General features: G+C 65.6%; 10 protein-coding genes. 4 read left to right on the forward strand and 6 right to left on the reverse strand.

Going from position 1 to position 14271, the window contains the following annotated elements:
* The first annotated feature begins 121 nt into the window (after nt 1–121).
* The 4 genes from AZKH_RS26245 (at nt 122) to AZKH_RS07630 (ending at nt 9492) form a co-directional block, all read left to right on the forward strand.
* Nucleotides 122–4930, forward strand: coding sequence for a hypothetical protein (locus AZKH_RS26245; protein ID WP_015435173.1), 4809 nt, complete (start codon nt 122–124; stop codon nt 4928–4930).
* 87 nt (nt 4931–5017) lie between these two features.
* Entirely contained in the window at nt 5018–6766 is a 1749-nt protein-coding gene (locus tag AZKH_RS07620) for a type I secretion system permease/ATPase (protein ID WP_041656010.1), read from the forward strand.
* Nucleotides 6767–6787: 21 nt separating this feature from the next.
* Complete coding sequence (locus AZKH_RS07625; RefSeq protein WP_015435175.1) at nt 6788–8158, forward strand: HlyD family type I secretion periplasmic adaptor subunit; 1371 nt, start codon at nt 6788–6790, stop codon at nt 8156–8158.
* A gap of 2 nt (nt 8159–8160) precedes the next feature.
* A complete protein-coding gene (locus tag AZKH_RS07630; RefSeq protein ID WP_015435176.1) occupies nt 8161–9492 on the forward strand; it encodes a TolC family outer membrane protein in 1332 nt (443 codons plus the stop codon).
* A gap of 13 nt (nt 9493–9505) precedes the next feature.
* On the opposite strand, the gene AZKH_RS07635 is transcribed toward AZKH_RS07630, so the two are convergent.
* The 6 genes from AZKH_RS07635 to AZKH_RS07660 all read right to left on the reverse strand — a co-directional run bounded on the left by AZKH_RS07635 (nt 9506) and on the right by AZKH_RS07660 (nt 14259).
* Complete coding sequence (locus tag AZKH_RS07635) at nt 9506–10141, reverse strand: response regulator transcription factor (RefSeq protein WP_015435177.1); 636 nt, start codon at nt 10139–10141, stop codon at nt 9506–9508.
* A 328-nt stretch (nt 10142–10469) separates the two neighbouring features.
* A complete protein-coding gene (locus tag AZKH_RS07640; RefSeq protein ID WP_015435178.1) occupies nt 10470–10952 on the reverse strand; it encodes a glutathione peroxidase in 483 nt (160 codons plus the stop codon).
* A gap of 25 nt (nt 10953–10977) precedes the next feature.
* Nucleotides 10978–11349: a YajD family HNH nuclease gene (locus AZKH_RS07645; RefSeq protein WP_015435179.1), complete on the reverse strand. Its 372-nt coding sequence runs from the start codon at nt 11347–11349 to the stop codon at nt 10978–10980.
* Between the two features lie 41 nt (nt 11350–11390).
* Nucleotides 11391–11993 carry an NAD(P)H:quinone oxidoreductase gene (wrbA, locus tag AZKH_RS07650; RefSeq protein WP_015435180.1) on the reverse strand — a complete coding sequence of 201 codons (603 nt, stop codon included), beginning with the start codon at nt 11991–11993 and terminating at the stop codon, nt 11391–11393.
* A 249-nt stretch (nt 11994–12242) separates the two neighbouring features.
* A complete protein-coding gene (locus AZKH_RS07655; protein WP_015435181.1) occupies nt 12243–12890 on the reverse strand; it encodes a response regulator transcription factor in 648 nt (215 codons plus the stop codon).
* Nucleotides 12874–14259, reverse strand: a complete 1386-nt coding sequence (locus AZKH_RS07660; RefSeq protein WP_015435182.1) for a sensor histidine kinase — start codon at nt 14257–14259, stop codon at nt 12874–12876. The genes AZKH_RS07655 and AZKH_RS07660 overlap by 17 nt, the downstream gene beginning before the upstream one ends.
* Nucleotides 14260–14271: the final 12 nt, after the last annotated feature.

Genomic DNA, 14271 nt, shown 5'->3' on the forward strand with positions numbered 1-14271 from the left:
GGAATCAGCATTTAAGGTCGAGTCGGTGTAGTCACGGGCCGAGGGGCTCTGAAACTCTGGACGCTTCAGCTGCGCATGTAGCGCAGGAGCGGAATCGCGAGTTCCGCCAGAGGAGATTACTATGCCCAAGATCGCAGTTTCGCTGAGCCAATGGGCCGACGGCCCGTCGCCCGACCTGCCCGTAGCGACCGGCTCCCAGGCCGATAAATGGCAGAACGGCAACCTCGGCTCCCAGCAGGCGCACTATGCCGAGGACGAATCCGTTCCGTATCGCGCCGTCATCACCGACGCCAAGGAAGGCACACTCTACGCATTGACGATAGAGTGGGACACGACTCAGCAAGGCAAACACGCGCTCGACTACCTGACCACCTGGGATGCGAGCTTTCCGACTTCGCGGAACGAAACTTTTCCTTCGCCGACGCTGGGTGTAAGCGGGCTATTGACCGGCAGCAGCGCATTCACCCAGGCCGGCATTGTCGCCGACCCGCGGGTGACAGCGGGGCCCGACGGCACCCCCGGCACGGCCGACGATATCGTCCAGCAGCCCGGGGCCTTTACGTTCTTCGGCGGCGTCTCGAACGTCCAGTATGTGCAGAGCCTGGGGGCTGATGGCAAGCCCGGCGGGACTGGCGCGAATGCGGACACCTATTACACCGGCAGCGGCTTCGATCCCTACAAACTGAGCGGGCAATACAGCGGCAACAGCAGCACGTCGGTGACGCTGGTATTCACCTACACGGGTGACGGGGACGCCAACTTGGGCGAAACGGGCTCCATCGTCCTTGCCTGGGGCGGGCACATCGCCGCGCGTGACGATTGGGGCAGCGGACTGTCCGCGGCCGCGATCAGCGGTTCGCCCTATCACATGCGCCTCACCAACTTCGCCGACAACGATCCGACGACGAGCGAGAGCGTCGGCAACCAGGATCGCTCCCTGTCGAGCGCAGCCGTGGTGTTCCCGGGCGAAATCGTGGTGAGCAAGGAAACCACGCCCGACGGCAGCACGCAGAGCTTCAACTTCGAGCTCACACGCCCGAGCAATACCGTGGATGTCGTTAGTGGTCAGGTGGACGTCACCGGTGACGGCGTCATCGACGCCAAGGACGACGGTCGATTCACCGACAGCGGCGGCGAAATATTTACCGTCAGCGACGGCAACGTGACTGATTTGGCGGGCGGTGACGGCAAGCTCGACGGATTTTCCATCGTCGGCGGAAAGCTCGACATTACCGGCAACGGTACGGTCGACAGCAGTGACAAGTTCACCAACCTCGCCGGTGTCGGGGTGGCGACCTTCACGCTGCAGGACGGCCAGTCGCAGACCTTCGACAAGCTCACCGACTTCGGCAGCTACACGGTGAAGGAAGTCACGATCCCGACCGATTGGGACCTGACCAGCATCACGGGTTCGCGCACCGACATCAACAACAACACCACTCCGATCAACATCACCAATCCGACGAATGACCAGACCACGATCACGCTTGCGGAGGCGGACGTATTCAATCTGACGTTCAACGACGCGTTCGTTGCGAGGCCGAGTCTGACGATCGACAAGAGCGTCGCGAGCATCACCGATGCAGGCGGCGGGAATGGCGGGACGACGGCCGACGAAGCCGGGGATGTCATCAATTACTCGATCGTCGTCGCCAACACCGGAAACGTGCCGCTGACCGGAGTCAGCGTGACCGATTCGGTGGAGGGCGCGGCGGGCACAGCGGCCTCCTTCGTGAGCGGCGATATCGACAACGACGGCCAACTCGACACGACCGAAACATGGACCTACAGCGCCACCTACACGGTGCAACAGTCGGATCTGGACAACAACGGCGGCGGTGACGGCGACATCGACAATACGGCAACCGTGACGAGCGATCAGACGGCTCCGCAGTCGGACTCGGCCTCTGTTCCGCTGTCGCTCATCCGTGGGTTGGCGATCGACAAACAGTTCGTCAATGTCACCGGCGGCAACGGCAACACGGTGTCCGATGCGGTGGGCGACGTGATCCACTACCAGATGCTGGTGACCAACACCGGCAACACGGCGCTCGACAATGTGCAGGTCAGCGATCCGCTCCTCGGTGGTACGCTGAGCGGCCCGGCGAGCGGCGACACCGATAGCGACGGCCGGCTCGATGTGACCGAGACCTGGGTCTACAACGGCAGCTACACCGTCACCCAGGCCGACCTCGACGGCGGCGGCAACGCCGGTTCGGACTACGACATCGACAACACCGCCACGGCGAGCGCGGACAACACGCCGCCCGCGAGCGACAGCGAAGAGGTGCCGCTCGCCATCACGCGTGCGCTGGCGATCGACAAACAGTTCGTCAATGTCACCGGCGGCAACGGCAACACCGTGGCCGATGCGGTGGGCGACGTGATCCACTACCAGATGCTGGTGACCAACACCGGCAACACCGCACTCGACAACGTGCAGGTCAGCGATCCGCTCCTGGGCGGTACGCTGAGCGGCCCGGCGAGCGGCGACACCGATAGCGACGGCCGGCTCGATGTGACCGAGACCTGGGTCTACAACGGCAGCTACACCGTCACCCAGGCCGACCTCGACGGCGGCGGCAACGCCGGTTCGGACTACGACATCGACAACACCGCCACGGCGAGCGCGGACAACACGCCGCCCGCGAGCGACAGCGAAGAGGTGCCGCTCGCCATCACGCGTGCGCTGGCGATCGACAAACAGTTCGTCAATGTCACCGGCGGCAACGGCAACACCGTGGCCGATGCGGTGGGCGACGTGATCCACTACCAGATGCTGGTGACCAACACCGGCAACACGGCGCTCGACAATGTGCAGGTCAGCGATCCGCTCCTCGGTGGTACGCTGAGCGGCCCGGCGAGCGGCGACACCGATAGCGACGGCCGGCTCGATGTGACCGAGACCTGGGTCTACAACGGCAGCTACACCGTCACCCAGGCCGACCTCGACGGCGGCGGCAACGCCGGTTCGGACTACGACATCGACAACACCGCCACGGCGAGCGCGGACAACACGCTGCCCGCGAGCGACAGCGAAGAGGTGCCGCTGACCATCACGCGTGCGCTGGCGATCGACAAACAGTTCGTCAATGTCACCGGCGGCAACGGCAACACGGTGTCCGATGCGGTGGGCGACGTGATCCACTACCAGATGCTGGTGACCAACACCGGCAACACGGCGCTCGACAATGTGCAGGTCAGCGATCCGCTCCTCGGTGGTACGCTGAGCGGCCCGGCGAGCGGCGACACCGATAGCGACGGCCGGCTCGATGTGACCGAGACCTGGGTCTACAACGGCAGCTACACCGTCACCCAGGCCGACCTCGACGGTGCGGGGAACGCTGGTTCCGATCTCGACATCGACAACACCGCGACGGCGACCGCGAACGACACCCCGCCCGCGAGCGATAGCGTGAGCGTGCCTGTCGTCCAGGTTCGGTCGCTCGATCTCACCAAGTACGTGTCTGTCGACGGTGGCACGACCTGGTTCGATGCCAACTCGCCCACCGGCCCGGTCCTGCTCAACGGATCGAACCCGATGTTCAAGTACGAAGTCGCGAACACCGGCAACGTCACCCTCACCAGTCTGACGGTGGTGGATGACAACGGCACGCCGGCCAATTCGGCCGACGACTTCAGCGTCACGCTGAGCTCGGGGCTGACGGACGCCGACGGCGACGGGCACGTCGACGATCTGGCAGTCGGTGCGACCGCATCGGGGACAGTAACCGGGACCTTCCATGACGGACAGAACACGAACATCGCAGCCGCCAACGGTACCAGCCTGACCGGGGGAGCCGCCCCCCAGGACACCGACCCGGCCAACTACTACGGTTTCACCCCGATCAGCTTCCAGGGCAACCCGCAGTTCAACTTCCCGAACGACCTCGAGAAGATCCAGCCCAAGCTGCAGGGTGGTGATGCCTTCATCATCAACCCGCTCGGCTACATCTCGTGGGACCTGTTCACGTCGGACGCGAGCCTTGCGCGTATCGATACCACCGCGAGCTTCCTGTCCGGGTATGCCGGGCTCAAGGTGTCGATCGTCGAGATCTGGAACAGCGCCGGCATCGGCAGTACCGCCGCCGGAGCCGACGCGATCTATCGGGTTTACGTCGCCAATGAGGGAACGCTCGACGCCAACAACGACGGTAAGCCCGATTCGGTCTCGCTGGTCAATAACACCAACGTCGTCGAGTACGACATCCTCGGCTTGAGCACCAACAAGGGGTTGATCGACCTCATCAACGCCGACCCGCTGATCGGCAACTTCAACAGCTTCAGCAACATCGAGAACGCGCTGACAGCCAATCACACCGGCGGCAGCGCTCCGTCGAACGGCTTCCTCGTCGGCAACAACCCGGCGCTGACCGCCGGAGCGGACCTCGTGTGGAGCAGCCCCGACGTCACTGGCACCGCTACGAATGAAGCCTTGAACCCCGACAACCCGCTCGACGGCCTGGGCGGCAACGATGCCATCTACGGTCGCAACAACGCGACCGCGACCAACGAGCAGATCAACGGCGACGCGGGCAACGACATGATCGAGGCCCGCAACGGTGTCGACACCATCCATGGCAACGATGGGAACGACTGGCTGTTCGGATCGCTGGGAAGCGACACGCTGTTTGGCGACGCGGGGAACGACGTCCTGTTCGGCAGCTACGGCACGGATGTGCTGAACGGTGGTGGCGGCAACGATACCTTCATCCTGCGCAAGGGTGACTTCGACACGATCGCCGATTTCGCCGTGGGCGACACGATCAAGGTATGGGTCGAATCGCTGGACAACAATGCGCCGACGGGGAGCCACTCGTTCAATTTCGATGAAACGAGCGACGTGCTGTTCGTCGATGGCCTGCCGGTCGCGCATCTGCTGGGCAATCCGACTGAAGCGAACGTCGAGGCCGCTGTTGCGCTGACTTGAAGCCGGGGTTTGCAGGACCGGGGCGGCGAGGCGCGGGAATGCCTTGACCGCCCCCGGGATGGAAATGCCAACAGGGGGGAAAGGGGTATGAAAAACCTCGCACCTGCAAGCCTCGCGCACGGGAAATCCGAACTGGCGAGCCTTCTCGGGCGCTGCCGTTCTTCATTTGTGATCGCCGGCCTTTTCAGCTTCTTCGTCAACGTGCTAATGCTGACGCCGGCGATCTACATGCTCGAGATCTACGACCGCGTGCTGCCGACCAGCAGCCAGCCGACGCTGGCGATGCTGACCCTGATCGTCATATTCCTGTTTGCCGTCCTGGGCGTGCTCGAATGGGTGCGCTCGCAGATCCTGATCGCGGCGAGTGCGCGCATCGACGGCACGCTCGGCGGGCGCGTGTTCGACGCCGTGTTCGTGCGTTCGCTCGCGAGCAGCGGCCGGGTTTCCAGTGCGCAACCGCTCGGCGATCTGATGCAATTGCGTCAGTTCCTCACCGGTCCGTCGCTTTTCGCGTTCTTCGACGCGCCGTGGATCCCGATTTACGTCGCCATGATGTTTCTCTTCCATCCGCTGTACGGCGTGGTGGGGATCGCGTCGGCGCTCGTCCTGGTCTGTCTCACGGCCTGGGGTGAGGGCGTGACGCGCGGCGATCTCGAACGCTCGACCCTGCTCTCGCACGAGGCGACTCAGCTCACCCAGCAGCAGTTGCGCAACACCGAGATCATCGAGGCGCTCGGCATGCGCGAACGGATGCGCGAGCGCTGGCTGCAACGGCAATCGCGGGCATTGGCGCTGCAGGTGCGCGCCAGCCGGCGCGGGGGCGCGGTCTCGACGCTGTCCAAGGTGTTCCGCCTGACGATCCAGTCGGTGATCCTCGGCGTCGGGGCCTGGCTGGCAATTCACAAGGAAGTCACGCCCGGCCTGCTGATCGCCGGATCGATCCTGCTGGGGCGCGCGCTTGCACCACTGGATCTGATGATCGGGGGCTGGCGCGGCTTTCAGGGCGCGCGCGGCGCGTACCGGCGCCTCGCGGCCCTGCTCGCAGCCGCGCCCGCAGGCGAGGAGGGCATGGCCCTGCCGGCGCCTCGGGGCGAACTGTCGCTCGAGCATGTCACAGTGCAGCCCTCGGGTGTCGCGGCGCCGGTGCTGCGCGACGTGAGCCTCAAGCTGCCAGTCGGGGCGACGCTGGGCGTGATCGGCCCCAGCGGTTCCGGCAAGTCGACGTTGCTGCGTACGATGCTCGGCCTGTATCCGCTGCGCGGGGGAAGCGTGCGGCTGGACGGCGCCGAACTCTCGCAATGGACGCGTGAGCGCCTCGGTCCCTACTTCGGTTATCTGCCGCAGGACGTCGAGCTGCTCGAAGGCACGGTCGCGGAGAACATCGCGCGCTTCGGCGACATCGATGCCGAGCGTGTCGTGGCTGCGGCGCGCGCCGCCGGGGTGCACGAGTTGATCCTACATTTGCCCCAGGGCTACGAGACGGTGCTCGCGGGCAATGTCCTGGCGCTCTCGGCGGGGCAGCGTCAGCGAATCGGCCTGGCCCGCGCCCTCTACGGCGATCCCTGCCTGATCGTGCTCGACGAACCCAATTCGAATCTGGATCAGGAAGGCGAGGCGGCCCTGGCGCAGAGTTTGCAGGAGTTGAAGGCGCAAGGGCGCACGATCGTCGTGGTCAGCCATCGCGCGCCGCTGTTGGAGCAGCTCGATCTGCTCGCCGTGATGCTGGACGGGCAGCTGAACCGCTTCGGACCGCGTGAGAAAGTGCTGGCTTCGCTGCATGGGGTGATCGCGAAAGTGCCGCCGGCACCGGTGCGCGCCGCGTCCGCTGTCAGCTGACAATAAACCAGGGAGGCCGAAATGAATCACGACAATACATTCGGCGAAATATTCAGCGACACGGGGATCCGCGACCCCGAGGCCTTCGCCGCCCCGGTCGTGCTGGGAAACGATCGCGACTTCCGCCGCCTCGGGCTTCTCATCGTGGCCGTCGTGTTCGGCGTGTTCGGATTGTGGGCCGGGCTCGCGCCGCTCGACAGCGCCGCGGTCGGGCGTGGCGTGATCACCGTGGAGAACTACCGCAAGACGGTGCAGCACCTCGAAGGCGGCATCGTACGGGCGATCCAGGTGCACGATGGCGACAAGGTCAGGCGCGACCAGGTGCTCGCGACGCTTGACGACACGGAGGCAAAGGCACAGCTGGAGCTGCAGCGCGGGCACTGGCTCGTCGCGCTGGCGCGCGAGGCGCGTCTTTCGGCGCAGCGCGACAGCCTCGAGCGCGTTGTCTATCCGCAGGCCCTGCTCGACGCGACCGACGATCCTCGCGTCCAGGAGGCGATGCAGGTCCAGAATCAGACCTTCCGCGTGCGCCGTATGGCCCACGAAGGCGAGATCGCCATCTACCAGCAGCAGATCGACCAGTTCGGCGCCCGCGGGCGCGGGCTGCGCGCCCAGCAGCAAAGCCAGCAACAGCTCGCAAGCTCGTACAAGGGGGAACTGGTGGATTTCGAGGCGCTGCTGAACGAAGGTTTCACCGAACGTCAGAAAGTTCGCGAGCTGGAGCGCAATCTCGCTACGAGCGAGGGTCGCATCGGCGAACTGGCGGCCCAGATCGCCGAGACGGAAACGCAGATCGGGGAGACGCGGCTGAAGATCGTGCAACTGCGCAAGGACCTGCAGCGCGAAGTGGCGCAGGAGCTCGCCGAGGTGCAGGCCGACATCTTTGCCTTGCAGGAGAAAATGCGCGCGCTGCAGGCGACGATGGCGCGCACGGTCGTGCGCGCGCCCGAGCCGGGCACGGTGCTCGGGCTGTCGGTGCACACGATTGGCGCGGTGATCCAGCCCGGTGGCCGCATGATGGACATCGTGCCCGAGGGTGAGCGGCTGATCGTCGATGCGCAGATGTCGCCGCTGGACATCGACCGCCTGCGGGTGGGGCAGATCGCGGACCTGCGCTTCACCTCGTTCAAGACGCGCGAAACGCCGAAGATCGAAGGCCGGGTCGTAAACGTGTCCGCGGACAGCCTCAGCGACCCGGAGAAGAAGGAATCCTACTATCTGGTGCGCGTCGAGGTTTCGCCGCGCGGGCTCGAGGATCTCGCGCACTACCAGCTCGAACTCGTGCCGGGGATGCCCTGCGAAGTCCTCGTCAACACCGGCAGCCGCACCTTCCTGCAATATCTTGGGGACCCTCTGTTCAACGCGGTCGCGCGCTCGTTCAGGGAGGATTGAGCATGTCCTCCCTCGTCGCCCCGGTGCTCGCGCTCGCATTGATCCTCGCACCGGCCGAAGGCAGCGCGCAGGCCGAGGGGGCGAGCCTGCTGGACCTGTATCACCAGGCGATCGCCACCCACCCGTCACTGATCGCGCAACAGGGCGCGCTCGACCGTGCGAACGCAAGACACGACTTTGCGCGGAGCCGCCTGTTGCCGCAGGCAGCGGCTACGCTGAGCTACGCGCGCAACGACTTTCACGGCAAGGTCGAACAGCCAGACACCTATAACACGCATCGGCATTCGCTGAACCTGCGGCAGGCACTGTTCGACGTGCCATCCGCGCGCCAGATCGATGCCGAGGCGCGGCGGGTGGGGCAGAGCGAGCAGGAGTTCGACGCGATGCGTACCGACGTCGCTTCTGAGCTGCTCGACCGAGTGCTGGCCGTGCTCGATGCCAGCGAAGAACTCGTCGTGGTCCAGTCCGAGAAGGAGGCGGTCGGGGGGCAGCGTGCGCAGTTGCATCGCATGGCCGAGCGGCAGATGGCAAAGGTCACCGACAGGCTCGAGGCCGATGCCCGCTATGCGGTGCTGGAGGCGAAAGAGATCGAGGCGCGCAACGCGGTCCTTACGGCGCTGGAAGATTTGCGTGAGAGTACCGGCCTCGAAGTCGACGTACTGAACCCGCTTTCCGCGACCAACCTGCCTCCGCTCACGGACGATCTCGACGCCTGGGTGGCTCGCGGTATGGAGCGGAGCCCGAAACTCGCGGCGGCACGCGAGGCGATCGAGGCAGAGACGCGGGGTGTGGAAAGCGCACGGGCCGAGCATCTTCCCAAGATCGCACTCACGGCGGGCAAGACATGGGCCGACAGCGATTCCGACAGCCGACGCAATGAGGCCTTCAACGTCCTGTCGGTGGGCGTGCAGCTCAACATCCCGATCTACGAAGGCGGGCGGACCCAAGCGGGCGTGCGTGAGGCGCTGGCGCGCCAACTGGTCGCCCAGGCGCAATTCGAGCAGACGCGGCGCGAAATCGAGCGCGAGGTGCGAAGCGCCTGGCTCAAGGCGGAGGGCGGACGACAGCGCATCGACGCCAGCCGGCAGTCCGTGGAAGCCCAGGAGCTCGCGCGGCAGGCCCAGCAGCGGGGTTTCGAGCTCGGGGTCGTCACCGTCGTCGATCTCCTCGATGCGCAACACCGCCTGTATCGTGCCCGCGGCGACCATGCCCGCGCACGGCACGATTACCTGCGCGAGCTGGCGACGCTGCATCGCTACGCCGGCGCGCTGAACGAGGATGACATGGCGGCGTTCAGCGCATATTTCTCCGCTGAGCCGCGTCGGCTGCGCTGAATGCGAACGGACCCTAGAGTCCCGCCTTCTGCATGTATCGCACGAGGGCGATGCGCCCGTTCAGCTGGAGCTTGCGATAGATGTGGTGGAGATGCAGCTTTGCCGTGCCCTCGGAGATGTCCAGCCGGCCCGCGACGGTCTTGTTGGGGAGCCCCTGACTCACCATCCGTGCCACCTGGATCTCGCGTGGAGTGAGCACCGAGGCGATCTCGCGGTTCGCTTCCTCCGTCTCGAGCAGATTCCCGATCGCATGGACGGCGATCTCCTTCTCCAGCCACTGGCGGCCGGCATGGACTTCGCGAATGCAACGGACCAGCCAATGCAAGGCCATGTCCTTGGTCACCACGCCCCTGACGCCGAGCCGAACAACCTCCAGGGCATCCTTCGCGCTCGGCCGCATCGCAAAGACGACCGGGCGGCTCGGCGATCGTTCGCGCTTCAGCGCCCGGATCAGCTCGATGCCGTTCTTCTCCGGAAGCATCAGATCGAGCACCACGATATCCGGCGCGAATTGCCGCACGGCCTGGAGCGCATTGTCGCAGTCCTGGACGCAGGCCTGGATCGTGAAATCCGCTTCGGCGCCGAAGGCGTGCACCAGGCCGAGGAGAACGACGGGGCTCGGGTCGACCAGGACCAGATTGATCCCCATGGCTTCACCCTAGCCGACGGGCGTCATCGGCGAGTGCGAACGGGCCACCGTGGTAACACGTACGGTATCAGGCATGGCTTCTCCGCCCTTCTTGTTGGGGACCGGGGCGCGACTGGATTTGCTCTTGGTTTGAGAGTCGGGTCGGTCTTGATATTCAATCTGGATCGTATCGGGCCGTTTTGTCAAATGCAAAAGCGTAAGTGGGTTGCTGTAAGAATTCTTGTCATTTCAGAATGCTAACTATTTGATCTGCCGGGACTTAAAAGCGCGCTCCGCGCCGCAGAATCTGCAGCGCGCGGAAAACCTCTTCGACGCCGAACGGGCGCTCTTACAGCAGCGCTTCGATCTCGCTGGTGATCGATTCGGGTGTCGTACGCGGGGCGAAGCGTTCGACGCGGGTACCGTTGCGATCCACGAGGAATTTCGTGAAATTCCACTTGATCGCTTCGGTGCCCAGCACGCCTCGCGCCTCCTTTTTCAGCCAAGCATAGAGCGGGTGGGTCTTTTCGCCGTTCACGTCGATCTTCGCGAACATCGGGAAGCTGACGCCGTAGTTCTTCGAGCAGAAGCCCGCGATCTCCTCCGAGTTGCCCGGTTCTTGCGCGCCGAACTGGTTGCACGGAAAGCCCAGGACCACGAGGCCGCGGTCGCGGTAGGTTTCATAGAGCTTTTCGAGGGAGGCGTACTGTGGCGTAAAGCCGCATTCGCTCGCGGTATTGACGATGAGCAGCACCTTTCCGGCGTATTCGCGCAGCTTGAAGGCACCGCCTGTGAGGCGTTCGACCTCGATGTCGTAGAGCGGGGTGTCCATGGTCTTTTCTCTGATGGGGGATGGGCTAGTTCTTCTTCTTGGACAGCAGCAGCGACTTCAGGTTGGCGAAAGGCGTGTGCGTCGCCGCCGGCGGGCCGGCATTCGCGACACTTCCTCCCGCCTGCGCCTCGAGTTCGCGCTGGTGCTCATTATCGTGGCAATAGATGCACAACAGTTCCCAGTTGCTGCCGTCGGGTGGATTGTTGTCGTGATTGTGGTCACGATGATGGACGGTCAGCTCGCGCAGATTCGCACGCGTGAATTCGCGTCCGCAGCGGGTGCAGATCCACGGATAGATCTTCAGCGCCCGCTCGCGGTAGCCTTGGTCGCGCTCGTCGGCGGCGCGCCTGGCTTCGGCGACGATCCGGTCGAGCTTGGCGTGGTCTACCGTCTTCATGGCTTGCTCCCGCCGCGGCGACGATGACGTGGGGACCTGACCTAGCCCGGGAACAGCTTTCCGGTGATCGCGGCGACGTGCCGCCCCTGGAAGCGCGCCATCGTGAGCTCCTTCTCGGAAGGCTTCCGCGAGCCGTCGGCTCCGGCGATCGTCGCGGCGCCGAGGGGCGATCCGCCCTTCAGTTCCGAGATGTCGGAGAGTTCCGGGCAGGTGTAGGGCAGCCCGACGATGATCAGGCCCTGGTGCAGCAGCGTGGTATGGAAGGACTGCACGGTCGTTTCGTTGCCGCCGCCGGTGCCGGTGCTCGTGAACACGCTGCCGACCTTGCCGACGAGCGCGCCTTTCGTCCACAGGCTTCCCGTCTGGTCGAGAAAGTTGCGCATCTGGCTCGCCATGTTGCCGAAGCGGGTGGGCGTGCCGAAGATGATCGCGTCGTAGTCGGCGAGTTCGCCCGGCGTCGCGATCGGCGCCTTCTGGTCGAGCTTGACGCCGGCTTTCTTCGCGACGTCCTCGGGCATCAGCTCGGGCACGCGCTTGATGACGACCTCGGTGTCATCGACCGAGCGTGCGCCTTCGGCGATTGCACCGGCCATCGTTTCGATATGGCCGTAGGACGAGTAGTACAGCACAAGGATCTTGCTCACGGGGATCTCCAGGCCTGGTCGGGGGCGGCGAACGATCGCGGCATCTGCCGCAATGCCGTTGCGCTCGTCCTGCCTTGATATCGTCCTAGACCACCCCTGCCGCTTGATCAATGCCTCCCTCGGCCGCGGGCCCGGCGCAATCGTTTCAATCAGTTGCCGCAAGCGTAGGCGTTGCGTCCCGCATGCCTTGTTCGCGACGGACGCGCCGCAGCCGGTGCCGCAGAAGCGGCAGAGGGCCTTCGACTTCGATCAGGCTTCGATGAGTCCCGATCGAACGGCGATCAGCGCCAGTTCTGCGGCGTTCGTCGCGTTGAGCTTCTGCTTGATGTGGTAGAGGTGAGTCCCGACCGTGCTCGGGCTGAGTTTCTGCGTGGTGGCGACCTCGTTCACCGAGCGGCCCTTGGCGAGCTGCAGGAAGACGGCGAATTCCTTGTCGGTCAGCGCATCGACCGGATCGTTGCTCCCGCCGAACTGCGCGAGCGCGAGCTGGGGCGCGAGCTCCGGGTCGACATAGCGTTGGCCGCGCGCCACCTGTGAAACCGCTCGCACGAGTTCGGTCGGCTGGGCGCGCTTGGAGAGATAGCCGGTGGCGCCGGCTTTCAGCGCGCGCATCGGGATCTGCGCGTCGTCGTGGGCCGACAGCATCAGCACGCGGGCGCCCGGATGGTGGGCGAGGAGCCGTTCGAGCGCGCCAAGACCGCCGACGCCGGGCATCGTCACGTCCATCACGAGCGCGTCGGGGCGGTGCTCGGCGAATGCGGTGAGGGCCGCCTCGCCGCAGTCGGCCTCGGCCACGACGGTTGCGCCGGCGCCTTCGAGCAACATGCGGAAGCCCATGCGGACGACCGCATGATCGTCGGCGAGGACAAGACGGATGTTTTCAAGCGTGGAGGCCATGGTTGCTTTCCTCGTGTGACGGGGGGATGGGCAGGCGGGCGCTGACGCGCAAGCCGCCGCCGGCGGGGGTGTCGAGATGTAGCTCGCCGTGCAGTTCGGCGACGCGCTCGCGCATGCCGATCAGTCCGTAGCGGGCGGGGCGGGTGTCGGCGCCGAGGCCGCAGCCGTTGTCGCAGACTTCGAGCGCGATCGCGTCGCCGACGACGACCAAGCGGACGTCGACGTGCGAGGCGCCGGAATGACGGGCGACGTTCGTGAGGCTTTCCTGCAGCAGGCGCAGTACCGTGATGCCCAGGCCTTCGCCGGTCGCGGTGGCGGTCGGCGTCGTGTGGCAGTCGAGGGCGATCTGCGGGTGATGGCCGGACCACAGGCGGCAATATTCGGCCACTGCCTGGTCGAGCTGCGCGCTGATGCCGGCGGGCGGGCGCAGCCGCTGCAGGATCGTACGGACGCCGTCCTGCATCTGGCCGGTCATCGCGAGGATGGCCTGCGCGCTGCCGTGGATCTGCGGCTGGTTGTCGCTGCGTTGCAGGATCGCACCGGAGATCGCGCGGACCGCGGTGATCGCCTGCCCGAGTTCGTCATGCAGCTCGCGGGCGATCACGCGGCGTTCCTCTTCGAGCCGGGCCTGCACCGCCCGCCCGAAGGCCTGGTCCTCTTCGAGGCGCAGGTTGTGCGCGCGCGTGTCGTCCAGCGTGTCGGCAAGCCGGTTGTAGGTGGTCGCGAGGCGATCGAGTTCGGCGACGCGGTAGCTGGGCAGGCGGGTGTCGAAGCGGCCGTCGGCGCCGCGCGCGAGGGCCGCGTCGATCTGTGCGAGCGGTGAGAGCGCACGCTGCAGCGCGTGGCGGACGGCGATCCCCACAATCAGGATCAAGGCAAGTGCCGAGCCGAGACCGGCGGCGAGATCGTCCCAGGCGTCGAGCACGGCGCGCGAGGCGTCCGGGCGCAGCACGATCTGACGGTCGCCGGCGTCGAAGCGGGCCGCCGGCAGCGGCGGCGTCAGCCAGGCGGCGAACCAGCCGGGCGCGAAGCGGCCGGCCTTGTAGGTCGATTCGGGTGAGACATACAGCGACTTGCCGTCGGCGGCGATGACTTCGAGCTGGTTGGCGCGGAGCCGTCCCACGGCGCGCAGGTTGGTCATCAGGCGTGCCGGGCCCTCGGCCGGGTCGCGCAGCGTTTCCGATACCATCACCGAGATCCACTGTTGCGCCACGTGGCTCGCGGCCTGCACCTCCTCGTGGATGGACTGCCGCGTTTCGTGCATCCACCAAGACCCGCCGGCGATCAGCACGATGGCGAGGAGGCCCGTGAGCACGAGGCTGATGCGGGCCTGCAGGCTGAGCGAGACATTGCGAAGCATGTTCATCATGATCAGGCTCCT

Origin of the sequence: Azoarcus sp. KH32C, from assembly GCF_000349945.1 — a bacterium.
Classification (GTDB): domain Bacteria; phylum Pseudomonadota; class Gammaproteobacteria; order Burkholderiales; family Rhodocyclaceae; genus Aromatoleum.